26 protein-coding genes are annotated in these 23,803 nt (G+C 59.4%); 17 read left to right on the forward strand and 9 right to left on the reverse strand.

All coding sequences use genetic code 11. The features are described from left to right. Positions 1–255: 255 nt before the first annotated feature. Entirely contained in the window at positions 256–912 is a 657-nt protein-coding gene (gene trhA / locus JFN93_RS19100; RefSeq protein WP_199385729.1) for a PAQR family membrane homeostasis protein TrhA, read from the forward strand. A gap of 54 nt (positions 913–966) precedes the next feature. On the opposite strand, the gene chrA is transcribed toward trhA, so the two are convergent. The 7 genes from chrA to JFN93_RS19135 form a co-directional block, all read right to left on the reverse strand. Next, positions 967–2,097 (reverse strand): chromate efflux transporter, encoded by a 1,131-nt coding sequence (gene chrA, locus JFN93_RS19105; RefSeq protein ID WP_199385730.1) that lies wholly within the window; start codon positions 2,095–2,097, stop codon positions 967–969. A 46-nt stretch (positions 2,098–2,143) separates the two neighbouring features. Further along, positions 2,144–3,007 carry a DUF1259 domain-containing protein gene (locus tag JFN93_RS19110; protein ID WP_199385731.1) on the reverse strand — a complete coding sequence of 288 codons (864 nt, stop codon included), beginning with the start codon at positions 3,005–3,007 and terminating at the stop codon, positions 2,144–2,146. 188 nt (positions 3,008–3,195) lie between these two features. Further along, positions 3,196–3,924 carry a LamG domain-containing protein gene (locus tag JFN93_RS19115; protein ID WP_199385732.1) on the reverse strand — a complete coding sequence of 243 codons (729 nt, stop codon included), beginning with the start codon at positions 3,922–3,924 and terminating at the stop codon, positions 3,196–3,198. A gap of 78 nt (positions 3,925–4,002) precedes the next feature. Then, entirely contained in the window at positions 4,003–5,241 is a 1,239-nt protein-coding gene (locus JFN93_RS19120) for a hypothetical protein (RefSeq protein ID WP_199385733.1), read from the reverse strand. A gap of 27 nt (positions 5,242–5,268) precedes the next feature. Further along, positions 5,269–6,630, reverse strand: a complete 1,362-nt coding sequence (locus JFN93_RS19125; RefSeq protein ID WP_199385734.1) for a sensor histidine kinase — start codon at positions 6,628–6,630, stop codon at positions 5,269–5,271. Further along, positions 6,627–7,310: a response regulator transcription factor gene (locus tag JFN93_RS19130; RefSeq protein WP_199385735.1), complete on the reverse strand. Its 684-nt coding sequence runs from the start codon at positions 7,308–7,310 to the stop codon at positions 6,627–6,629. Before JFN93_RS19130 ends, JFN93_RS19125 begins: the two co-directional genes overlap by 4 nt. 894 nt (positions 7,311–8,204) lie before the next feature. After that, the gene (locus JFN93_RS19135; RefSeq protein ID WP_199385736.1) at positions 8,205–8,651 is read right to left on the reverse strand and encodes a hypothetical protein; all 447 of its coding nucleotides are present in this window, start codon (positions 8,649–8,651) and stop codon (positions 8,205–8,207) included. A gap of 430 nt (positions 8,652–9,081) precedes the next feature. Here JFN93_RS19135 and JFN93_RS19140 point away from each other — a divergent pair, with 430 nt between their 5' ends. Together JFN93_RS19140 and JFN93_RS19145 are read left to right on the forward strand one after the other, a co-directional pair. After that, complete coding sequence (locus JFN93_RS19140) at positions 9,082–10,002, forward strand: radical SAM/SPASM domain-containing protein (protein ID WP_199385737.1); 921 nt, start codon at positions 9,082–9,084, stop codon at positions 10,000–10,002. Positions 10,003–10,187: 185 nt separating this feature from the next. Beyond that, the gene (locus JFN93_RS19145) at positions 10,188–10,559 is read left to right on the forward strand and encodes a SpoIIAA family protein (RefSeq protein ID WP_199385738.1); all 372 of its coding nucleotides are present in this window, start codon (positions 10,188–10,190) and stop codon (positions 10,557–10,559) included. A gap of 145 nt (positions 10,560–10,704) precedes the next feature. On the opposite strand, the gene JFN93_RS19150 is transcribed toward JFN93_RS19145, so the two are convergent. Continuing rightward, positions 10,705–11,364, reverse strand: a complete 660-nt coding sequence (locus JFN93_RS19150; protein ID WP_199385739.1) for a hypothetical protein — start codon at positions 11,362–11,364, stop codon at positions 10,705–10,707. A 286-nt stretch (positions 11,365–11,650) separates the two neighbouring features. On the opposite strand from JFN93_RS19150, the gene JFN93_RS19155 reads away from it, so the two are divergent. The 10 genes from JFN93_RS19155 (at position 11,651) to JFN93_RS19195 (ending at position 18,519) form a co-directional block, all read left to right on the forward strand. Beyond that, positions 11,651–12,100: a hypothetical protein gene (locus JFN93_RS19155; RefSeq protein WP_199385740.1), complete on the forward strand. Its 450-nt coding sequence runs from the start codon at positions 11,651–11,653 to the stop codon at positions 12,098–12,100. 321 nt (positions 12,101–12,421) lie between these two features. Then, positions 12,422–13,459: an ABC transporter substrate-binding protein gene (locus JFN93_RS19160; protein ID WP_199385741.1), complete on the forward strand. Its 1,038-nt coding sequence runs from the start codon at positions 12,422–12,424 to the stop codon at positions 13,457–13,459. A 13-nt stretch (positions 13,460–13,472) separates the two neighbouring features. Next, complete coding sequence (locus JFN93_RS19165; protein WP_199385742.1) at positions 13,473–15,020, forward strand: sensor histidine kinase; 1,548 nt, start codon at positions 13,473–13,475, stop codon at positions 15,018–15,020. 3 nt (positions 15,021–15,023) lie between these two features. Next, positions 15,024–15,419: a response regulator transcription factor gene (locus JFN93_RS19170; protein ID WP_199385743.1), complete on the forward strand. Its 396-nt coding sequence runs from the start codon at positions 15,024–15,026 to the stop codon at positions 15,417–15,419. 135 nt (positions 15,420–15,554) lie between these two features. Continuing rightward, positions 15,555–15,962, forward strand: coding sequence for a thioredoxin domain-containing protein (locus JFN93_RS19175; RefSeq protein ID WP_199385744.1), 408 nt, complete (start codon positions 15,555–15,557; stop codon positions 15,960–15,962). A gap of 88 nt (positions 15,963–16,050) precedes the next feature. Continuing rightward, a complete protein-coding gene (locus JFN93_RS19180; protein WP_199385745.1) occupies positions 16,051–16,380 on the forward strand; it encodes a hypothetical protein in 330 nt (109 codons plus the stop codon). 106 nt (positions 16,381–16,486) lie between these two features. Then, positions 16,487–16,663: a DUF1328 domain-containing protein gene (locus JFN93_RS19185; protein WP_199385746.1), complete on the forward strand. Its 177-nt coding sequence runs from the start codon at positions 16,487–16,489 to the stop codon at positions 16,661–16,663. 381 nt (positions 16,664–17,044) lie between these two features. Further along, positions 17,045–17,179 (forward strand): hypothetical protein, encoded by a 135-nt coding sequence (locus tag JFN93_RS25835; RefSeq protein ID WP_268898843.1) that lies wholly within the window; start codon positions 17,045–17,047, stop codon positions 17,177–17,179. A 16-nt stretch (positions 17,180–17,195) separates the two neighbouring features. Continuing rightward, complete coding sequence (locus tag JFN93_RS19190; protein WP_199385747.1) at positions 17,196–17,387, forward strand: hypothetical protein; 192 nt, start codon at positions 17,196–17,198, stop codon at positions 17,385–17,387. A gap of 658 nt (positions 17,388–18,045) precedes the next feature. Then, positions 18,046–18,519 (forward strand): hypothetical protein, encoded by a 474-nt coding sequence (locus JFN93_RS19195; RefSeq protein ID WP_199385748.1) that lies wholly within the window; start codon positions 18,046–18,048, stop codon positions 18,517–18,519. A 90-nt stretch (positions 18,520–18,609) separates the two neighbouring features. Here the strand turns inward: JFN93_RS19195 and JFN93_RS19200 are convergent, their stop codons facing one another. Beyond that, positions 18,610–18,960: a response regulator gene (locus JFN93_RS19200; protein ID WP_199385749.1), complete on the reverse strand. Its 351-nt coding sequence runs from the start codon at positions 18,958–18,960 to the stop codon at positions 18,610–18,612. Between the two features lie 579 nt (positions 18,961–19,539). Between JFN93_RS19200 and JFN93_RS19205 the strand changes: the two genes are divergently transcribed. From JFN93_RS19205 to JFN93_RS19220, 4 genes are read left to right on the forward strand one after another with little or no spacing between them, the layout of a single operon-like run. Continuing rightward, entirely contained in the window at positions 19,540–20,370 is an 831-nt protein-coding gene (locus tag JFN93_RS19205) for a sel1 repeat family protein (RefSeq protein ID WP_199385750.1), read from the forward strand. A 42-nt stretch (positions 20,371–20,412) separates the two neighbouring features. Then, positions 20,413–20,973 carry an Hcp family type VI secretion system effector gene (locus JFN93_RS19210; RefSeq protein WP_199385751.1) on the forward strand — a complete coding sequence of 187 codons (561 nt, stop codon included), beginning with the start codon at positions 20,413–20,415 and terminating at the stop codon, positions 20,971–20,973. 25 nt (positions 20,974–20,998) lie between these two features. Continuing rightward, positions 20,999–22,312 (forward strand): tetratricopeptide repeat protein, encoded by a 1,314-nt coding sequence (locus JFN93_RS19215; protein ID WP_199385752.1) that lies wholly within the window; start codon positions 20,999–21,001, stop codon positions 22,310–22,312. Positions 22,313–22,340: 28 nt separating this feature from the next. Then, positions 22,341–23,801 (forward strand): hypothetical protein, encoded by a 1,461-nt coding sequence (locus JFN93_RS19220; protein WP_199385753.1) that lies wholly within the window; start codon positions 22,341–22,343, stop codon positions 23,799–23,801. Positions 23,802–23,803 lie beyond the last annotated feature (2 nt).

Genomic DNA, 23,803 nt, shown 5'->3' on the forward strand with positions numbered 1-23,803 from the left:
ATCGCTGACTGCGTAATCGCCGCCCACACAAGGATGCTCAGGGAAGTAGCAACTTACCGCTTAACCTTTTGTGCCCAAGGTTACTGCTTAGAAGGCGAACCGCAATAAGGTGCCTTAGTGAATGTAGTCACTCCTGCCTTCATTGCCTGGCCTATGCAACGGCGAGCAATGCGCGCTATTATTCTGTTGCAGCCATTCAACGCGGGTAGGGGACGGCGGCCAAGGGCGAAAATTCTAACTGTTGGAGAAGAAGCCATGGAGATATCAGCTCCAGTACCCACGCGCGAGCAGTCACGAAAGGAAGAAATCGCCAATAGTCTTAGCCACGCCATTGGACTGGTCGCAGCAGTGATGGCAACACCGACTCTTATCACGCACGCCGTTCAACGCGGGGCTCCCGGGTTCATCATGGGAGCGAGTCTTTTCGCCGCATCCATGGTGTTGCTGTACCTTGCCTCTACCCTGTACCACGCCTTCCCTGTGGGCAAAACGAAACGCACGCTTCAGGTCATTGAGCACTCAGCGATCTTTCTCCTGATCGCTGGTACGTACACACCCTTCACACTGGGCGTTCTGCGCGGCACCTGGGGATGGATGATTTTGGGACTCGTGTGGGGATTGGCGGGTGTCGGCGTAGGGCTGAAGGTGATGAACCGGTTATTGCATCCCGTTATCTCCACGGGCCTGTACCTGATGATGGGGTGGCTCATTCTCATCGGGATTCCCACTTTGGTTACCCGGATGCCTTTAGAGGGTCTGTTTTGGATTGGTGGAGGCGGTATGGCCTACACAACGGGCGTTATTTTTTTCGCGGCGGAATCCCGCATAAAATATGGCCACTTCATCTGGCACTTGTTTGTCATGACCGGTACCGCATGCCATTACTGCGCCGTACTTTGGTACGCTGCCTGAAGATGCCATCTGTCCCGGAGGCGATCTGCCATCTCATCCGGAGACCACGTAGTGTCACCTACCGTACAGCACGATTCCGATCACCCCCGCTACCGCGAGAAGCAGCGGTTCGGGTGGTTTGAAGCGCCAGAGTATCAAAATGCTCGCCACTCCTATGACTGCAGTCCACGTATCGAAGATGGAACCCTCCCCCAGGATCACCGCCGCCCCGGCAATGGCACCGGATGCTGCGGCGGTCGCCCCCTTCACGAACCCTTTGAGTGCGGGTTTGTCCCGGTAGCGCACGATGTAGCGACCGACGAAGAGCACGAACAGATAGACCGGCAGGAAGACGCCGGCCGCGGCAATCACCGCCCCGGACAACCCAGCGACCAGGAAGCCGACAAAGGCTGCGGTGATTACCACCGGCCCCGGAGTGATGATACCCACGGCGACCGCGTCCAAGAACTCCCGCTCGGTAAGCCAGTGGTGCTTCATAACGACCCCCTCGTGCAGGAAGGGGACGATGGCGAGCCCGCTGCCGAAGGTGAAGGCGCCGGCTTTAACGAAGAAGGCTCCCAGCTCCAGAAGCAGCGGGATAGCCAAAAGGCCCGCCGTTCCCGGCGCAGCTACCAACCCCACCAGGGGCACGGTAGCTTTGCGCCAACTCCCCGGCGGGCTGTAAAGCAGCACCCCGATGAGTCCGGCGGCGACGAACAGCAGGGCGACCTCGGTACGGGCGACTACGGTGACCAGGGCGACTACGCCGAAGATCGCCCAGAGCCGTCGGTCCGAGCCTACGGTGGTGAGCGCCAGCCGGTAGGCGGACCGCGCCACGATAGCGATGATGGTCGGCCCCATCCCGTAGAAAAGTGCCTGGACCACTGAAAGCCCGTGGTAGGCGACGTAGAGCCAGGCTATGACGACCACGATGAGTAAAGCAGGCAGGACGAAAACGAGGCCGACCAATGAGGCCCCGACCACCCCGTGGCGGATGAAACCGATCCACATGGCGAGCTGGGCGGCGAGCGGCCCCGGCATCATCTGCGAGAAGGCGAGTCCTTCGCGGTACTCCTCTTCAGTGATCCAGCGGCGCGGGATCAGGTCCCGCTGCATGTACCCCGCCAGTGCGATGGGGCCGCCAAATCCGCTTGCCCCCAGGCGCAGGAAGTAGACCACGAGCTCCCACAGCCCGACCGGAACCAAGCCGTGCTCTGGTTCTGCATTTCTGCCAACGTCGCTCGCGCTCATGTCATTTGGCAAGGTTCACCTTGCCCAGCGCTGCCTTGAGTCCGGTGGCCACTTTCTCCGGGGTGTCGTAAGCCCAGAAGTGCAGGAAGAACAGGCGCGGCGACTCAAACAGCATGTGGCTGTGCACGGCGGTCACCATAATGCCATGCTCGGTGAGCGCCTTGACCACCGGGTTCACCTCGCTGCCGATCAGGACGAAGTCTCCCGTCGTTGCCACCTTGCCACCCACCGCCTGGAGGTTGATCGTCTGCCCAACACCGAGAAAGGGCGGGATCTCCATCCCGTGCTCTTTCACCTTTTCCCGGCGCGGAATGCTGTACTGGAGCAGGTCTCCCTTCTTCTGCCCCTCCCTACCGAGAATCGCCTCCACCCTCCTCCAGTCGTAGGTCGCCGCTGCGGCCGTCTTGGGCGGGGTCATCGGGGTTGCCGTCACCGAAAGTGCCGAGTACATGGCCGCGGCCAGCTTGCCCGGATCTCCCTCACCAGCGAAATGCAGGTACAGGACGGGCGGGTTCGACCCGATCAGGTGGTTGTGCAGCGCCGTCACCTTAAGACCGTGCTCGACGAGCTTCGCCGTGACCGGCCCCACCTCGCTTTCCAGAAGCACCAGGTCGCCCATCATCATGGCGTTCTTGCCCATCTTGTCGAAGCCGATCCAGGAGGTGAGCGCTAGTCCCGGTTCAACCTTGACCTCGCCCATAAGCACCGACAGATCGCTGCGCGGGAAGGTGACCTTGAACGCGTTCCCCTGGGCTTTCCCCTTCTGAGCGAATACCTTTTCTACTGAGCTCCAATCGACATCCTTGGCATAGGCAGAGGTAAAACCAAACAGCACGATGCCAAGAAGCAACAATGCGCGTTTCATTTTGTTCCTCTCTTTCACCCCCGTTTTCCGCAGGGATGCGGCGGTCTGTGTCTATTTATTGTGTTTCGATTTCATAAACGACCGAACCTGGAAAGTAATCAGTATTATTGCCGCAACTACCACAAATATCCCACCAACTATAAAAATCGTATCCATGCTAACCCCTCTAAAAGAGTCTCACTCTCAGCCTATTTCGTGGCAACTATGACCCGGTCAAAGAAGACATAGGAGTCGGCTTTGGACCAGAGACCAAGCCTCCCGTCGACCTTCTCGGTCCAGAGATAATCCACGTACTTTGTGCCGTTCAGATACCCTTCGATCTTCCTGCCGCTGACCACCACCTTGAGCGTCTGCCACTGGTTGGTGGGCACAGATACCTTGCCGGCCCACTGCACCGTCGAGCGCCGGCCCTGGTCCAGCTTGAAAAACACCATGTTCCCTTCCTGCGCATTGGCGCGGATGACCAGGTAATCTCCGTTGGGCTTCAAGTTGAAGACGATGCCGGCGGCCTGATCGATACGGCCGCTGACCGGCTTGAAGGAGACCTCGACGGTCCCCTCCTTGAAGCTCTTGACCTCCTTCAAGACGGTAAGCGGGAAGTAGCGGAAGTTTTCCAGGCTGTGCAGGAACTCTGCGCTTCCTGCTCCATAGAGCGCCTTTACTTTCTCTGCGGCACCATGGGCCAGAACCCCCTGTTCCCAGTTCCGGCCGTCTACCGCGTACACCGTTCGGGGACCGTCCTTATCCACATGCCACACGCCCACCAGCGAGCTGAACGCTTTGGCCTCCGCTCCCGGAGTGTCGTGGCCGAAATCAATGGTCCGGACACCCTTGGCCAACCCGGGGAGCACCGTGATCCAGAGCAGCGCAAGAGCGCCGGCAAGCGCGGCCCAGATCTCCTTCTTGGTTAGGTTCATGAGTTTCTCCCCGATCCTCGCTGGTACCTCCTGGAAAGCGTCGGGGCGTGCAACTCGCAGGCCCCGGCATGATAATGGTTATCCTTTTTTCACCCTGATGGTGAGGGTCGTGCTGTTGATCTCGGTCTGATCCCCCTTGAAGGAGCGTGCATTGTACCGGTTCAGGTCGTAGATGAGTCGGGCCTTCACGGTATAGTCGCCCGGTTTCAATTCCGGGGTCCAGGGGAGGATGCGCTCTTCGCCGGCCCGGATGTTCGCCTCGTGCGGACCCTGGGCATCGGCCTGGCTGGCGGCAACCGCATCGGGACGCTTCTTGTCCTCTTCGAGGAACTTCTTATCGTCCGGGCGGTTTCCGTAGGAGGGTGCGAACATCCATTCTTTGGAAGCCACGTTTTTCCCTTTCTTGTCAGTCACCACCACGTTCAGGTAGATTGCCCTGCGGTTGGATCCGGTCGGCACCGAATGTCCTGCGCCGATGTTGATGACGTGGAAGGCAAGAGGAGATTTTCCCGCCTCCGGCTGGCTGATAGCCATGCTGAGCGCACTGGCCAGCCGCTGCTGCGAACGCCCGCCGGTCCAAAGGTGCCGCGCCACGGCGCGCTCAGGGTTGTCGAAGTCTTCGGCGACCTTGCGCATGGTGCGCGGCATGTGGCAGTCCTGGCATTGCTGCTTGCCAAGCCCGGGCTTGCTGAAGTCCTCGCGCCACTCCAGGAAGGTCTGGGTCTGCTTGCCGATTACCCGTTTCCCCATGCTGTGGCAGTAGGCGCACATGGCCGAGGTCCGGATGGCCGGATCGGCCACCGTCTCGTGGGGGGCGTTCACGCCGTAGGGGCCTCTGATCTTCCCTTCCGGCGTCAGATGACAGCTCGCACAGGTGATGCCCGCGGCTTCCTTTTCTTTGGACCGCGCCTTGGGTTTGGTCATTTCCGCTACGTCCATCGCGGGAATTACGAACGGCTCGGGATAATGGCAGACGTTGCAGGAGCGACCTTCTTCCTCTGCTTCCCTGGCGTGGATCGGGTACTGTTCAGCTCCGGCGAAGGCATGGGCCGTTGCCGTCGCCGAAACCCCGGCCGGCATGGGAATGTTTTGGCCTTCCTTCTGCGGGATGGTGGTCGGCTTGTAGTGGATGTCGCTGCCGAATCCGAAGGCGAACTCCCGGTAGATGGCCTTGTGGCATCCACCGCAGGTTTCGGAAGGTGTTGCGGTACCTTCCGGGAAGGTCATCGGCTCCGCGAAGGCTGTGGCAGCCAGTGCCATGCCTGCAAGGACGGTGACGATGCCGGTCTTGATTCCCACGGTGACGGTATTCCTCATTCTCTCCTCCTCGTTGTGGCTGGTAAGTTAAGCTCGTGCCAGCTTGGGCACCACTATGGTAAAGGTGCTGCCGTGGCCCGGCTGGCTGGTTAATCGAATGCATCCGCCGTTTACCTCAACCGCCCAACGCGCGATGGCGAGCCCCAGGCCGGTGCCCCCGACCTCTCGCGAGCGTCCGCTGTCGATCCGGTAGAAGCGGTCGAACACCCGGGGTTGATGCTCAGCGGCGATGCCGGGTCCGTCATCACGCACCTCGAGAAACGCCTCATCCCCCGCATCCCAGACATGCACCCACACTTGGCCCCCCCGCGGCGCATACTTGACCGCGTTGTCGATGATGTTGAGGAGCCCCTGGCGCAGCGTGCTGCGGTCAAGGTCTGCTATTACCTCCTCGGCTGCTTCTAGGTGGATGGCCTGCTCCTTTTCCTCAGCAAGCACCTCCAGGCAATCGACGACCTCCCTCGCCAGCGCGGCAAGATCGGTCGGCTCGCGTTTGAGTTGCAGGGTCCCCGCCTCGGCGCGGCTAATGGTCAAGAGACTGTCCACGAGTCGGGTCAGCCCGTCGGCCTCCTCAAGCATGCTCCCTATCGCCTCTCGCAAGGCTTCCGGGTCCGTTCCTTTCCTAAGGCCCACTTCCCCGACACTTCGGATGGCGGTGAGCGGCGTCCGCAACTCATGGGAAGCATCCGAGGTGAACCGGCGTAGCCGCTCGAAGGACTCCTCCAACCGGGCAAAGGTGTCGTTGAACACTCTGGCCAGCCGACCGAACTCGTCGTCATGTTCCACCGGCAGGCGCTCCGAGAGCCGATCGGCCGTGATCTCCCTTGCCTTGGCCGCCATGGCTCCGATGGGGGCCAGGACCCTCCCGGCGAGGAGGTAGCCGCCGATCAGTGCCAGCGCCAGCGCCACAGGTATCCCCAGAGCGAGGATGAAGCCGAGGCTTTTCAGGCTGGCGCGCAGGTTTTGCTCGTCCTCCGCTACGGACACTTGGTAGGTATGTCCCGGCGCGGTAACGGATACGGATTCGATTCGGAAGCTGAGGCCGCTGGGCGCCATCCAAGACCAAGAACCGGGGAGCGTGGCTGCGTTGGCCTTTTCCAGTGCGGCCTTGCTCCAGTCGCCGGTCTCCGCGAGGACCACGTTCTCCTCGCGCACCTGGAACAGGTCGACCGATCCGTGCTGTGCCAGTTCGTTGATCTCGTTGGGCTCGTCTCGGATCACCCGGGAGACCGTGCCTAGGTCCCGCTTCAGTTGTGCGTCCAGGCTCCGCAGCAGACTGGAGCGCACCGACCAGTAGACGCCGAGGGCGAAGCAGAGGATGATGGTTGCCAGGGCCGCCGCGTACCAAAGGGTCAGGCGCAGACGTATGCTGCCATGCCACCGTCTCATGAACCTTCCTCGTTCATCATGAAGCCCAGGCCCCGCACCGTCTTGACGAGCTTCACAGCAAAAGGTCCGTCAACTTTGCGCCTGAGCCTGGCGATATGCACGTCTATCACGTTGTCCAGGGGCGTGGAGCGGTCCTTCACCTGCCAGACATTCCGTGAGAGCATTTCGCGTGAAACGATGCTCCCCTGGTTGCGCAATAGGTAGTCCAACAGTTCGAATTCCCGAGTCGTCAGCTCGATCTCCATACCGGCACGCACCGCCTTTCGAGTCACCAAGTCGACTTCAAGATCTGCGAGCGCGAGCTTCAGTACCTGCTCTTTCTTTTCCCTGCGCAGGATGAGCCGGATCCGGGCCAGCAATTCAGGAAAGGCAAAGGGCTTCACCAGATAGTCGTCGGCTCCGCTATCAAGCCCCAGCACCCGATCATCAACCGAATCCCGAGCGGTGAGGATCAGGACTGGCGTGTCAATGCCGCGTTTTCTTATAGTGGTCAGGATCTCCAGCCCGTCGCGTCCGGGGAGCATGAGGTCAAGCAGCACCAGATCGAAGACCCCCGCATTGAGCTGGAAGAATCCTTCTTCTCCACTGACTGCGACTGAGACCTGATACCGTTCCGATTCCAGGCCCTGTTTCAAGGCCTGAGCGACTTTAGGCTCGTCCTCGATCACCAGAATGTGCATCGGTTCTCTCCTTTGTTATCAATATTATGGAAACGGCGCGGATTCACAACTGAAGAAATTCTGAAGAATAATTCAGAATTAGTTGGGAGTGGAGTATGTTTAGTTGAATTGCTGAAACAGCCATGACTGTCGTACACAGGGGGAAGGAGTCAAGATGGTCAGGCCCCCTCTTGTGGATAGACTTTCGCGCACATCAACCAAACCGGTTGCATTGCCTCCAGTGTGGACTGGTAGTGATCGATGCTGGGGACAATGTACAACCTGGCCTGCTGAGGTTGCCTGCGGCGGGGCAACTTCGGTCGCCTGGAAGGTAGGCGTTGTTAGGGGAGGGAGGTGTGGCAACGCTTGAAGCATACCGCTGCCATCTGGGTGGACCTCTTCGGTGCCATCCATCTCATCATCTGCCATGGCTTCGGTGGGTGGAAGATTCCAGCAAATAACATGCCTTGTAGGCTCGAAGTAAGTTGCTTCTTACTCGTGATAATTTACTTTTCGTAAAAAGTAATTTGTTTCGTGCGGTAAGGTAATTACTTCAAGCTCGAAGTAAATTACTTACAGCTCTATATAAATTACTTCGTACTCAAAATTAAATACTTTGTGCGATAAGTAAAATACTTCGCGCTCAGAGTAAGTCACTTCTCGATCTGAAGAAGGTACCTCGTGCTCGGAGTAAATTACTTTATGCGGAGTGGTAGTAATTATGCGGTGGCGATTGATTGTTGCTTGAGGGGATGATTCTGCACCCGGAAGGGGAGGGGGCGTCCCTGGGCTTGGTGCTATGCCGAGCGGACGCGGCATTGCGAGGAGATTTGAGGCAAAAAAAGGGGTACCCGGAGGGAACCCCACGCTTGCGCTACGTCCCGGTTCTACCGAAAGATGCCTTGGAGCCGGCCGCTACGGGGCCGATTCCTCCGTTGCCACGTTTTGGCTCGCAACCTCGACTTTCAATGGCATTGCCACCGGGGGCTGCGGAGCCCGGCTGCGACCCCGGCGTTCCTTCGCCAGATTGAACCCGGAGGTAAGAAGCATTTCCGAATTCTGAACTGCCGCTGCTTCGAGAAGCGACGCGATCTGGTCCAGGTAGGCGATTACCTCCACTTCGAGCGTCTCGCGTGCGGCAATCGAGACGATACTGCGCAAAAGTGATTCGTGGTACACGATGTCCAGCTTGTCCGCTGCTGCGAAAAATAGCGCCAACAGGCCCGGGTGGTTCACCCACAAAGAATCAGGAATGTTCGGATTATTGGTCATGCCCTTCCTGACCCGCTGGCTAAACGCGTTAAGCTTCTTGCACTTAAAAAAACGATAGTCACGCAAGATTCTGGTACGCTTCACTGCCACATCGCACCTCCTTCACTTCGGCCGTCGACGAAGTAAGTGGGTTGACGGTTGGTGTTGCTCGGGACATTGGAGCAAGCTAATGTAGGCCAAAAGCATAGGGGGTAACGAGGGAAAATGCAAGGGGCCGTGGAGAGAATTGTGGATCTTGACCCGGTTGCCCAGCCAGGGCCCATAGTAATTTACCAGGGGAGAGCCGATTGGGGCGCGCTTTTCGGTACCGTCCTGTGATTACGGTGTCATACGGAAGGAGAGGTACTCATAGCACAGAAGCCCTACCTCTCTTGCTCCCTTGTGCTGGGCGGCATGTTGGTTACAATTGAAGTTGGTAAGAAATTTTTTACTATCAACGGTGCCATCGGGAGAACCTATGAGTACTGATGAGACGTCCCGTAACTTCAGGATGCCTGACTTCCGTGCTTTCCGGAGGGAATTGAGGTTCCTGAGGTCATTCAAAGACATCCGGCACTTCTACGAAAAGATCCGCTTCCTGTGGCCCCGATTGACCGGGACCATCGTCCGCTGGACCGACACCCCCCCCTGTATCCAGATCGAACCCACCGCCTTCTGCAACATCAACTGCCTGACCTGCGGCCGGTCCGATTCCACGAGAACCCCGGGGAACATGGACTTCGACCTGTTTAAAAAGATCATCGACGATGCCGCCGATCTTGGCATCAAGCGTATCCTGCTCTTTTTGCATGGTGAACCGCTTCTGCATCCCCGGATCGTGGAGATGATCCGCTACCTGAAGTCCAAGGACATGGGCTTTCATCTCACCACCAACGGCACGCTGCTCGACCGCGCTATGGCCCGGACCATTTTGGAGTGCGGCGTTTCCAGCTCGGATTACGTCACCTTCTCCATTTTGGGCTTCTCCAAAGAGGTCCACGAAAAGGTGATGAGGGGGGTCAATCACGAAGCGGTGGTGCAAAATGTCCACGATTTCCTGGAACTGCGCAAGGCGTCCGGCGTGAACGGTCCGGTCATCGAGACGGTCTACTACGCATCCAAGGAGAACCGCCACGAACGCGATCAGTTTCTGAAGTACTGGCGCGGGGTGGCGGACCATGCCATCGACGGCGGCTCCGTGGCGGAGGCATTTGTCTCGGGTGGTTTACCCCAGGTGCCCCGAACCCGGACCTGCACCCAGTTGTGGGAACGGATGATCGTTTTATGGAACGGCGACGTCGGGCTTTGCCCCCAGGACCTTAACGGCGATTACCTGATGGGGAACCTGAAGGAGCAGTCGATCCGGGAGGTGTGGACGGGGGATGCCCTGAGCCGGATCAAGAGATCGCACTACGACAAGAATTTTGATGCGGTGGAGATCTGCCGGTTCTGCGATTGGTGAATCTGGCTGCGCAGTTTGCGGGATGCCCCTTCAACTCGTGGTCTACCGAGGCAAATCCCCCCTGACCCCCCTTCGCAAAGGGGGGGACGCGGGTTCTCGTGCAGCACTTCGTGGGAATATATTTAGGTTCCCCGGAATTCCCAGAAGATCGTAACGTCAGGCCTGTAGCTTGAGGGGAGGTAAACATGGTTGAGCGCATTGAGGGATTACCGGAGCATGTCTTGGGATTCAACGCCCGGGGACAGGTGACCGCTGCCGACTACGAAACGATCATCATTCCCGCAGTCGAGGAGATGCGCCTGCGGCATCGGCGTCTCCACTTTCTCTATCATCTGGGTCCGGAGTTCACCGGTTTCGAGGCAAAGGCTCTCTGGGACGATGCGCGGTTGGGGATTGCCCACCGCAAGGAGTGGGAGCGGATTGCGGTCGTGACCGACCTGACCTGGGTCCACAATGTCATTGCCGCCTTTGGCTTTACCATGACCGGAGATACCCGGATTTACGGCAACGAACTCTATCAGGAAGCGGTTGATTGGGTCGCTGAAGGGGAACGGTAGCCTGGCAGGCAAAAACACGGGGGGGCGCCACGGATGGCGGCGGCCACTACGATCCGGAAACAAAGAAGGTTTGCGGCTTACCCCGCAACCCTTCTTTTGTTTCAATGGCCCGCAGCGTTTTGTCTCTCTGAAACAGGTGTGACGCTCACCGGGCAAAACAGAAATTGACCGTTTTCACCCCGATGAGTACTTTGCCGACCTTGTCCCCGTTGTAAATACTTACCTCCGCGCTGCACTGCCCCACGCCATTGCTCGAGATGGCGTAGCTTTTATCCCCGTCCTGGTAAAAAAGTACCCGGTTGGGTGCCCAGGTCTGTGCGACAGCGCGCATGATGGCCTGCTCCATGTTGGCGTCTACGAAAAACTCATTGGCGGGGTCGGACATCGCAGCTATCTGCCCTTTATAGACCCGATAGTGAGTCACCTTCCTTTGGGAAGTTTCAACGTTGCCGGTACTTTTCTCCACGACCTCGATACAATCCACCGGGTCCCGTTTTGTGGTGTCGGTATAGATATAGAGAATCTCCTGGTTACCGATCTCAATCGATTTCCTGGTTCCGGCCACCTCTAACACCGCATCTTCCACCGGATTCTTCGGTGGCCGGGGCGTTACGTACTGATGCCAACCTGCGGTAGTGGCGCCTTGTCTGGTGGATATGAGTTGAAAGTTGCCGATACAGCCCGGCAGGGAGAACCAGGAGAAAAACAGCAGCATCTTTAGTGGCAGGCTGAGGCCATGGCGAACCGTGGATTTGGTTTCCGCAAGGCTTCCCGTGATGCTTTGGCAATCATGCACATATGCCATCTGTCACCTCCTGTGAACCTGCTTCTGCTCTGATGCTACCGTGGCGACCGGTACGTATTTGACTCTTAGGGAGGGCGCCTGGTCGGTGCTTGGGAGGAAGGACACGGGACAGAGGGACGAGAGGGGTGGAAAGATCCCCTGGTGCAAGTGTAAGAGACGTCTCTGGTGAGTCAAGGCTACGGCTTCGAGTCGATTGCTGAGAGTGAAGGCGTCCGGAAGATTGCTGGCGATGGGAGGAAAGATATACAATGAAGAGAAGGTTACTCCATCTCATAGGAGGGTACCGATGCGTTTCCGAATCGTTTTAGTCTTCCTGATGCTGTTCGCCGGTTGCGCGGTCGGACCGGACCCGAACCTGACCCGGCTCGCGACCCTGCCTGGGCATTACCGTCATTTCGATATGGATATGGCCTGGGACGTAACCGACAACCCCTCCGGTGCGGTCGTGACCGGGGTAATCAAGAACGTTCGCTACACCTACATGGACAATGTCGAGGTCTGGGTGGCCATCGTCGACCGGGAGGGGAAGGCGCGGGGTCCTTCGGTAGGCTTTGTGGTGCCGATCCAACTGGAACTGGATCAGGCGGCACCTTTCACGGTTAGGCTTCACGATCATGCTCCCCCAGGCACAAAACTGCGCTTCACTTACATTTACCAGGCCAGTGAGGGGGGCGCCAGTAACGGAGCTGGCTTCCGCTGGATGCAGAGCTTCGATGCCCTGGTCCCTCCTGTCTGAACCTTTTCTCTCAGCCGAAAAATCACCGGCATGACAAAACTTTAGTAGTTCCCACCGAGACCTTCCGGTACCAGCTGGAAGGTCTTCTTTTTTCCCGTCCAATCCGATGCCAGGTAAGCGATGCGTTTCCAATCCCTGCGTCCTTTCTGATTGAATAGAAAGAGCGGAGGCGCCAAAAATGTGCTATTAAATGGGTGACTTCGTACCATCCTCGACTATACTGGTGACCTTCACGTGCTGCGCAGTGAGTATATTCCCGCCTTCCCAGGCAAAGATACTACAGCGGCAGCTCTTTACTGGTCCTTTTCACGGGAGCTTCTTTTGATTCGAACCAAGTGGTCACCGTTGGCGTGGGGAAAGGGCGGGGTCACCCGGTTATTCCAGGCCCTGCTTCTGCTGGCGGCCTGCTCGGCATCCGCGGCCTGCAATCTCCACCCGTCGGAACAGAAAACCGTCGAACCGGTAACCTTGGCGATTGCCACCCTGCCGGACACCGCCCTTTGCCAGATCGCCCTTTCCCGCGGGTACTTCGCCGCCGAGGGGCTCGATGTGACACCGCATCTGCATCGTTACGGCAAGCCGGCTCTTGAGGATGTGTTGCAGCGAAAAGCGGATATTGCCACCGTGGCCGAAACCCCGATCATCCACTCCATCATGAACGGGGATCGGATATCGGTCATTGCGACGATAGCAACCTCGAAACGGAGCAACGCCGTGGTGGCGCGCCGCGACCGCGGGATCCCCACCTTTGAACAGCTCAGAGGGAAGACCATCGCCGCGACTTTGGGCACCACTTCGGAGTTCTTCCTGCACAGCTACCTGATTGCCCACGGTATTCCGGTAGCGGCGGTAAGGATAGTGAACCTGGACGCAGAGAGTATCCCCGATGCCTTGGCGCGTGGTGACGTGGATGCCGCCTCCACCCTTTCCCCCTACACGACGATAGCGGCGCAGGCCCTCGGCACCGGATCGGTCACCTTCGAGGACCCGGATGTCTTTAGGGCCAATTTCACCATGGTGGCTACCCCGGAGTTCGTTCGCGCCCACCCCGGAATGGTGACCAAGGTGCTTAAGGCGCTGTTGCGTGCTGAGGATTTCGCCAGAAACAGACCTGCCGAAGCTCAGCGGATCGTGGCGGACTTTACCGGCCAACAGGGCGAATTCCTGCGGGACTACTGGAACCAGGCCCATCTTGCGGTAACCCTCGACCAGGCTCTGCTCCTTTCGCTCGAAGACGAATCGGAATGGCTTTTGCGCAAGGGAGGTGCCCGGGAGAAAGCGGTGCCCAATTACCTGGACTACCTCTATCTGGACGGCCTGAAGTCGGTGAAACCCGCCGCAGTCACCATCATCAACTGAGATGCCTTAGCCGATGAAAATAAAGCAACGACAGCAGATCAATATCATCGTCCTGGTCGTTTCGATCCTGGTCATTGGTTCGGTGTTCGTCGGCGCGTCGCTGCGCCTCAAGCGCGCGCTTGAGGCATCCGATGTTGCCGACGCCATCCTCGGGGCCTCTTTCGAACGCCTGATGCTGCGGACCGACCTGCACCGTTCCGGCAGCGAGCGCTCGAAGATCCAGTTGCTGGCCAAACACAAGCAGATCGGATTGCTGCTGCAACGCGCCCTGAAGGAATTCCCCGATGCCGAGGACCAAAAGACCATTCGGGAACTGATCTCCCTCCAGGATTCGATCGGGCATCTATCGAAGACCCTTCGCATCGCCCAGGAACAGCAACGGCAGGCCGCGAGCGTTGATCCCTTCAAACAGGAAGTCCAGGACCGGCTGCTCATTCAGCTCAACACCAGGATCTACGAAACGATCCAGTTGGACAACAAGCTGCAACGCTCCGGAGCGCGGCTCCTGACGTCGTCGTTGCTCCTTGCCGGCGGGGGGATCCTGCTGGTGCTGATCGTGGTCTCGGCAGTCACCATCGCCAATTCGGTCTGGGTTACCCGGTCCTTCGGAAAACGGATTACCATGCTGCGCGACGGTGCCGTCACCATCGGCGGGGGAGACCTGGCGCACCAGATCCCCACCGAAGGCGACGACGAGTTCAGCGAGGTGGCGGTCGCCTTTAACGAGATGGGGGCGCGCTTGGGGATCCTGTACCGGGACCTCACCCGGCAGATCGAAGAGCGCAAGAAAACCGAGCTGGCCTTGCGCCAGGCCCACGACGAACTGGAGCAGCGGGTTGCGGATCGGACTGCGGAGCTTCGGGAGAAGGACCGCCTGCTGCTGGTGCAAAGCCGCCAGGCAGCGATGGGGGAGATGATCGGCAACATCGCCCACCAGTGGCGCCAGCCGCTCAATTCGCTGGGGATTACCATCCAGCAGTTGCTGCTTTGCTACGATTTCGGGAACTTCGACCGGGCGTTTCTGGAGCGTAACGTCAATACCTCGATGGACCTGATCCAGCACATGTCGGCTACCATCGACGACTTCCGCAATTACTTCAAGGCGGACAAGGAGCGCACCGAGTTCAAGCTAAGCGATGCGGTCGCCAAGACCTTATCGCTGGTGGGGGAAAGCTTCCGGCACCAGGGGATCGGCGTCGAGGTCCGGGAACAGGGCGACCCGGTGGTGTCCGGCTTCGCCAACGAGTACGCGCAGGTCTTGCTCAACATCCTCAACAACGCGCGGGATGCGTTCGGGGAGCGACAAACCAGGGAGCCGAAAATCACCATTTCGATTCGCGCCGAGGGGAGCCGCAGTGTCGTTACCATAAGCGACAATGCCGGGGGGATATCCGAGGAGATCATCGACAAGATCTTCGACCCCTATTTCAGCACCAAGGGGCCGCAGTACGGCACCGGGGTCGGTCTTTTCATGGCCAAAGGAATCATTGAGAACAACATGGGGGGCACCCTGACCGCGCGCAACTCAGGAGATGGGGCCGAATTCAGAATAGAGGTGTAAAGAATGGGACCTGTGACCGGGAACGTTAACCTGTCGGTACTGATCGTAGAGGACGAACCGCTTACGCTTGATCTGCTCATGGAAACGCTTGCCTTGAAGTACCCGTCGGCGTCGGTTTTCCAGGCTGCCGACGGCAAAGCGGCGCTGGAGCTTTTTCTTGCTCACCGCCCGGAGATCGTGATAACGGACATGAACATGCCGAGGATGACCGGATCCCAGCTGGCCACGGCCATCCGGGAGGTCGCACCGGGCGCGAAAATCATCGCGGTAACCGGAGAGCGCGGGGATACCGGCAACCAGGCGGCGGTGCGCCGGGAAGGGCTCTTCGACTACTGCCTGATGAAGCCGATCCTGATCACGGATCTCTTGAATATCCTGGAAACCAGCTGCCGGGGATGAGCCCGACCGGCCCGGGTTTTCCGCAACCGGACCACAAACAGTTTCAGCATGAAAGGCCCAGCAACGAAGCTCGGCATCCCTCACGGGAGCCGGGCTTTTTTGTATCTAAACGACAATAAGTTAACGGGAGGAAACATGGCATTGGTTATCTTTTGGGAAAAGCCGGGGTGCGCGGGCAACGCTCGTCAGAAGGAGATTCTTTTGGCCTCGGGGCATGAGCTGGAGGTGCGCAATCTCCTTGCTGAACCGTGGACCAAGGAGCGGCTGGCGCAGTTTTTTGGTACCCGGCCGGTGGTGGAGTGGTTCAATCCCACCAACCCGCGGGTGAAAAGCGGGGAGATCGTTCCGGGGGAGTTGGGCCGGGAGGAGGCGTTGGCACTGATGGTTGCCGAGCCGCTTTTGATTGTGCGGCCGCTGATGCAGGTCGGCGAGCAGCGGATGGCCGGGTTCGAGGTGACCCAGGTGCACCACTGGATCGGTCTTTCGCTGGAGCACGTCGGCGAACGGGACCCCAAAAACTGTCCCTGTGTGGTTACGTCATAACGCGTAATTTTTATGGTATTGGAGGCGATTAACCTGTTTCCAATGTCACGGATTTGTGCTATGTTCGCCCCCAGCAAGGAGGGGTGCCATGGAGAGGTTCATCGTGTTGTCGGTGTTTCTTTTTTCCGCCATTCCTGTCGGGGCTGCCAACTGGTACATGTTGGAGCAGGACTCGGCCCGCTGCGTCCCAGCGAAATCGCCGATGGAGATGGCGCAGGATTTCGACAAGAAGAGGATTCCCTACCACGTTTTCCATTACGCGGAGCGGAACGGGAAACCCGCCATCGTAAAGGTGCTGTACAACGACGGCCGACCTCATGAACTGCTCTACTTTCAGGACCGGTCCTTTTGTCAGGAACAGGCCTACCTGAGAACCGGCCGGCCGGCGTTCCAGGTCAACCTGTCCGTCCCGCACTAGCGGTGTGGCGGCCATGGGAAAATTTAGCTGTGGTTAATGAGTAAGGGCGGCAGTATGCTGGATGGGTAAAAGGGGAGTCAATCCAAAATAAAAGAGGCGATCGGCCATGTTGTACTGGGCTCTGGTGTTTTTCATCATCGCTATTGTTGCCGCGGTGTTCGGATTCGGCGGCATTGCCACCGCTGCGGCGGGAATTGCCAAGCTGCTCTTCTTTATCTTTATCGTAGTTGCCCTGGTCATGTTCTTCATGGGAAGAGGGACAGGGCGTCCGCTCACCCATTAGGGAACCGGGCATTGCGGCTGGAAAATCAAAGGCGACCGAATCAGGTCGCCTTTTTTTTCGCCCGGGGCGCTTCTTGTCTTAAAAGGGCTTCCTAATGGCGAGTTCATATTTGGCACAGGGCAGAACTTTTATTGGGCAGCAGCGGAGCTGCCTGGTGCGGTAACCGGTGGAAATCAGGGAGATCACCTCTTGGCACGATTCCCGCTTAATGAGTGGCTATCACGTTCATTAAACTCAGGGATAAAAGGAGGCGCCATGGAGGAAATTCTGATAACGGTATCCAGCGTGATCATCAGCATGGGGGGGCTGTGTCTTTTTTTCCAGGTCCTTGGTTATCGGGAGCTGCAGCGTCGGCGCTGAATACGCCCGGAAGGAGCCGTCATGGAAGAGATCGTGAAAACCGCCGGTACCGCGGTCAGCATCATCACCTTGGCCATCAGCTTTGCCCGCCTCCTCCGGAACGTAAGGAGCACCCCCCGGCGGGTGATCCGGGATGAAAAATCGCAGATTTCCTGACCGCAAGGAGGTTACCATGGCCGCAAACGGAAAAAGAGTCCGGCGCCGCCGGGACTGGCGACGGATGCTCCTTGCCGGGGTCACCGTCTTCACCATCGGCGCGATGTATCTGGGCATCATCAAGACCTGGTTCCCCCCTGAATCCGCCGACTCCGGTGCCGTCCGCCTCGTAGCGACGGCAGCGGTGAGACCGGCGCAAATCCGCTGAACCCCGCGGTTACCACCCCGCATCCAGCTCGCGCCTTCGTTGCGGTGCGACCCCGGCTGCGGAGGCTCTTTTGCGCCCCTGAAATCGACGTCGCTCCCCGAATAAACCTGCCGCCCGCTCGTTCCTGCCTCAATTTCCTTTCTCATCGTTTCCGCCCCGATTGCCCGTCGTCTCATTAACCAGGACCGGAACCGCTTTGTTTACCGGTCTGAACTGCTACAATTCTGTAGCTGTCACTACCTACCATTTTGCAAAACGATGATAAAATGACCTGCATACTCATAGCAAAACCGTCTGCAGACAGAAGCCGTGGCTTTTGAGACCGCTACGGTCGGTAGAGCCGACTTGATTGTGATCCGGTAGTCGCGCCGTACTCAAAGGAGGTGAATCCAAGACCTTCCGTTGGCAGGAAGTCCCGGAAGAATCCGGCAACTGAGCGACCGGCTGCTCAGTCTCCTTTGCCGGATCCAATGAGCTCTGTCTGGAGCCAAGGCTGCGATTTTCGCGATTAAATTTATTCTTTTCAATTGAGAATTCGTCGCGCGTTGGTTCCAGGTGAAAATTGTATGTCCGGGGCAGTCTTCCATTCTTTCGGCGTATCCCGACCTTCTCGAAGATGCAGTGTTGCCATCTATTATCGAACAAAAGGGGGATTATCATGAACGCTATGACTCTGCACCAGGACGAAACCTTCGCTTCGGAAATCAACCAGGACTACATCTTCCTCAAAACCCTCACCAAAATCGTCGGCAAGCCGATCAAGCTCGATGACCTTGGGCAGATGAAATGCAAAACCTTTCCCGATCGGGATTTCATCGTGCTGGTGCATGAGCCTCTCAACATAAACAAGCTGGTCCACAACCGGAAACTGCAGACTGAGTATGCGGTCCGGCCGGAATCCCTGAGCAGCTTCCTCTATGACAACGGTGCTGCCGAGGTCGATCCCACCGGCCATACGGTATGCAAGCCGAAGATCGATCCGCTGGTGGCCCGAAGCCAACGGATTCAGGCCGCGCGCATGGTGCCGCGCACCAAGTACGTCTGGATGCAGAATTCGCGCGGCTTTTGGAAGAAGGTCCTGTCCGAGGGGCTGAGCCTGGAGCAGTTGAGGCTCTGCTCGGCCGCGTCCTGATCATCGGGAAAAAGTGCAATAAAAAGGGGAACCCCCGCGCCGGGAGTTCCCCTTAAAAATTTCCGGGCCATGCCGCGCCCCGGTGGCTGATCAGATGACGGTCTCGATGTAGTTGAACAGCTCCATCATGTCGACCGGCTTGAAAAAGATCTTGCTGAACTTGTCGCGCACCAGTTCGAGCTCGTTTTCGGTCACCCCGGTCAGCGCCACAAACGGCGTCTGGGCGCCCCGAAGCTTCATGATTTCCATCGCGGAGGCGCCGTTTACCTCCGGCATCACCAGGTCCGTGATCACCAGGTCGAATCTTTCGTTCGTTGCCGCCTCCAGAAGCTCCAGTCCGCTGCCAACCGCGGCAACCTCGAACTTTCTTTTCCTGGCGAAGTGCTGCAATAGATCCCTGGTGACCTCATCGTCCTCGGCAATCAAGATACGCTTGGCCATGCTTTCCTCCAGAAACTCCGACTGTTCCAATCCTCAAGGTTCACGGTTTACCCGTTCCACCGATGCTAAAGCTTTCCAAGAAGAGAACCGCGGCAGGGAAGGGGCCTTGGGGCTCTTCCCTCATTATCTCACTGATATTGGTCCCAGCCGGATGAATCAGGCAAGCTGACGGTGACTTAAAAGCAACGCAGGGATTGCCACATGGGGGAAACTGTCACTGCGGCGGTTACTTCTGGTTGCTGCATTCCTCAATCCAGAATCTTTTACCACAAAATTTTTCAATGCCAACCGGTTGTGTCGGAAAACTTTCCACTTTGGCGAGATGCTACGGTAATAATTTCCCCACGGCCCTCTCAGCAGGGGACGACGGTGTAGTTTGATGAAGGCCAAGCTGACCTGTGAGGTTCCCGATGGGTGATTTACTGGCATTGAGGTGATCTTGCTGGCGTAATCTGATAAAAAGATCCATAAGGAGTATCTGCTCATGATTGACCTTCAACAATTGATCATATATACTGACCGCTCCTTGTCTTGTTCTTCGCAGCTATGACAGTGAGATTCAGGTAGTAAGGAGGTAACATGCGTCTCCGTAAATACCTTGAACCTGCCCGAAGGCTGTTTCTGCTCGCCTTTCTCCTTTCCCTGTGCGCCTTCCCCATCCCTTCTGTTTTTGCCGCTGACGATGCCGGCTCTGCTGCCGCGGCCCGTGGTGCGGATCTGTACCGCGCCGGGAAATTCGCCGAGGCACTCGCTTCGTTTCGCGAGGCTGCCGAGGCAAGCCCGGAATCGGGCGAATATCCCTACCTGATCGGCCTGATGTGCGAGCGGGGGGAGGGGACTTCGGCGAACGAAGTCGAGGCGGCGCGCTACTACCGGGGAGCCTGGAAAAACGGCAACGAGCAGGCGCACGAGCGGCTCACCACCATGTATTCTTCGGCCGCGACCGGCGGGCAGAAAGCCCCGCCTCCCGCTCTTCCCATCGCCGCCGCGGCCGTCGCGGCGGTGCCTGCCGCAGCTTCGTCTACCGGCGACCAAGGGGTCATCGAGATCCCCCTCGAGGTGATCGCCTCCCTCAAGGGGGTCCATTTCCGCTCTTCCCACGACGACAAGTACCGGCTCATCGTCGCCTGTCCGGACCGCTGCTCCGATCTCGCCGACCGCACCCGTGAGGTTGCTGCGGCCCTGGGCGCCCGGGTCGCCGATGCCGGTGCCGCGGGGGAGGCAGCGCCGGACCGGACCGAATCCATCGCCTACCAGGCCGTGCCCGACCGCCCCGCCGGCGGCGCTTCCGCCGAGTCGCCCCGGTCGCTTGAATTGACCCTCACCTGCCAGGGGTGGTGCCGCATCACCCGGGTCGTGGCAAAATCCATCGCCGAACAGCTGGTTGTTAACGCGCAAAGCAGTCCGTGATCCGATAACGGTCAACCACACGAGTTTTCAAGGGGGCGCCACATGTCACAACGACAACTACGCAAATTTGTTGAGAGTGCAACGATCATCGCCGCGCTGTCATTGACCCTCACCGGATATTCCGTTGCTGCGTCAACGGATATGTTCCTCAAAATGGACGGCATCAGGGGGGAGTCCGCCGATGACAAGCACCGGGACGAGATCGACGTCCTCTCCTGGAGCTGGGGGATAACCCAAGCCGCCACCTCGCACATTGGCAGCGGCGGGGGGGCCGGTTCCGCCGACGTGAAGGACATCACCTTCACCAAGTACGTGGACCGCTCCTCGCCGATCCTGATCAAAAACACCCATTCCGGCATCCCCATCAAAAACGCGGTCTTCGTGGTCCGCAAGGCCGGCAAGCAGCAAAACGAATTTCTCAAAATCAGGCTCGAGGACTGCTTTATCTCCTCGATCACTACCGGCGGCAGCGGGGGGCAGGAGCGGTTGACCGAAAACGTCTCTCTCACCTTTTCGCGCTACACCTTCGAATACCGCCCGGAGAAAAAGGATGGCACGCTGGATGCGGCCGTGACCACCACCGGCACCCTCGCTGGGCACTAGGGGAAATCCCGAGGGGGGAGGGGCCGTGACCGCAGGAATCAACCTGTCCATTGCCGAGGCGCTCGACCTGGCCCGGCTGCTGCAAGATCACGAGGCGGGTGTCGAGGCGGAAAAGCTCTACCGTCGCGTACTCGATGCCGCTCCGGATCACCTCGATGCGCTGCATTTTTGCGCCCTCTTATGCCACCGGCAGGGACGGCTCGACGAGGCGGAGCGCCTGATCCGGCGGATTCTGGAGCTCGACCCGAATAACGCCGATGCCCACAATAACCTCGGCAACGTGATGCAGACGGTGGAAAAGTCCGAGGAGGCGGAACGGCGGTACCGGCGGGCGATCGAGCTCGACCCGAACCACCCGTCCGCCTTCAGTAACCTCGGCGTGGTGCTCGCCGCCGCGGGACGCCACGAGGAGGCGGTCGCCTCCTATCGCCGGGCGGTGGAAATCGATCCGAACTCCGCCGAGGTCCGCTGCAACCTCGGCAACGCCCTGCGCCGGACCATGGTCCTCGACGAGGCGGTCGCCGCCTACCAGGACGCCATCCGGGTCAACCCCGGCCACGACGATGCCTGGAACGGGCTGGCGTTGAGCTTCCGGCTCGCCAAGCGCCACGACCTCGCCGCGCGGGTCTTCGAGGACTGGCTCCGTTTCCGCCCCGGGGACCCCTCCATCCAGTACCTGATGGATGCCTGCTGCGGGGAGCGGACCCCGGAACGCGCCCCGGACGCCTACATCCGGACCGTCTTCGACGGTTTCGCCGAGGGGTTCGACAGTCACCTCAAGACCCTAAGCTACCGCGCCTCGGAGTTGATCTGCGACGAACTGGCGTCGGCCCTTCCCAAACCGAGACGGCGTCTGGACGTCCTCGATGCCGGTTGCGGCACCGGCCTGTGCGGGCCGCGGCTTGCCCCCTATGCCCGCATCCTCACCGGGGTCGACCTTTCCCCGCAGATGCTGACCAAGGCCGAGGAAAGAAAGGTGTACGACGCGCTGGTGCAGGCGGAAATTTCCGAGTTCATGGGGCGGCACCGCGGCTCCTACGACGTGGTCCTCTGCTGCGACACGCTTTGCTATTTCGGGGAACTGACCCAGCTTTTCGGCCTGGTCCATGCCGCGCTCAGGCCGGCGGGCGTTTTCGCCTTCACCGTGGAAGCATCGGACGAAGCCGACGGCGTGAAACTCACCCCCACCGGAAGGTATGTCCATGGGCGTGCCTATGTCTACGACGCCCTGGCTACCGCGGGGCTCTCGGTCCGCAGCTACGCCTGCGAATCGCTGCGCACCGAAGGGGGCAATCCGGTGGCCGGCCACCTGGTCGTGGCCGAGCGTGCGGCGGCATGACCAGCGGAATCGTTCAAGGAGAGACGGGATGAGACGTTATCTGCACGTTTTGGTCCTGATGGTGGTGCTGGTCGCGGCAGCGGCGGGGGTGGCCCCGGCCGCCGAAAGCCTGCTTCTGGCCCGGCACAGCGCGGTCGTGATGAACGGTGAGCTGAACGTTACCTGCCGGTGGGTCGCCAGCACGCCGGTCGCCTCGCTTCAGATCACGGTCGGGAGCGATGAGCGGACGGTTGCGGTCGATCCGGAGGCCAATCAGCGGACGGCGCAGGGTTGGGAGGGGGTGGTCACCGCTTCGGTCCCCGTCGATGCTGCCGGGTCCGAAAAGCTTGCCTACGCGGTGGTCCTGGCCGACGGGGCGGGGAACCTCAGTAACCGCGGTGAGGGGCGCCTGACCATCCGGTCCGCCGGGGCAACCTCCCGGGGAGTGGGGACCGGTGCTGCCGGAGATGAATCCCCGCCGAGCCTCGGGCGGGTCCAGGTGAACAAGGGAGCGGGGAACCTGGTTTCCTTCTCCTCGGTGGCGACCGACAACCTGGGGCTCCACGAGGTACGCTTCGCCGTCGTCGATGCTCAAGGCCGTCAGGTCAAACAGGTGACACTCAACGCGTTGGGGAAGCATTGGCAGGGGAATACGGAAGCCTTCATCTTGCCGGTCGGTTCCTACCGCCTGCTCGCCAAGGCGATCGACTCCTCGGGTAACGCCTCGCCGGAGCAGAATATCCCCTTTGACCTCTACGACCCGCCGCAGCACACCTGGAAAGTCAGCGTTCAAATCGCGCCTTTGGATGCGGCGGGGCGCGGCGCCATGTGGCAGTTGGACGGCGGTGCCTGGCACGGCTCCAACGCCGCGGCCTTCGCCGCACCCGGCGTCCATACCATCGCCTTCAAGGACGCCTCGGGGTGGCGGGCTCCCGCGCCGATGACCGTCACCGTGCCTCGGGGCGGGTTCAGCACCTCGGTCACCTACCGGGCCGATGTGGGGGCCCAGAGCCGCAGTCTGTCTTCCGGCGGATCCTATCGCCTGGTCCGGATCCCCGCCCCGGCTGGTTCGGAGACCCGTTCCCTGGCGGGGCAGGGGGGCTATTACCTCAAGATCAGCAGCCAGAGCGGGCTCGGGGAGGATATGGACCGGATTGCCGCTGAGGTCGCGGCCAAGGTCGGTGGTGAGGTGGTCGATCCCGGTGCCCTGGACCAGACCCGCAGCGCCTTCGGCGATTCGGCCCGGCGCGACGCCAGCATCGAGCTCAAGGGGAAGGAGGACTCCCGCTTTCCGTTTGTCGCGGCGATCGACCTCTTCTGTTACGGGACATCCCTTTTCAAGTTGAATTTGTGCAAGAATTCCGCTGACGTCGCCACCAAGGTCGCCTCCGCCATCGGCGGGGTCGTTACCAAGGTTTACGACGTGTACAACACCGTGTTCGGTCAGCCCCCCGAGGGGGTTCCGGAGCCGCCCAAACGGGATGAGCAACCTCCCCAGGCCCAGGAGTGAAG

It is taken from the genome of Geomesophilobacter sediminis (assembly GCF_016458275.1).
Classification (GTDB): domain Bacteria; phylum Desulfobacterota; class Desulfuromonadia; order Geobacterales; family Geobacteraceae; genus Geomesophilobacter; species Geomesophilobacter sediminis.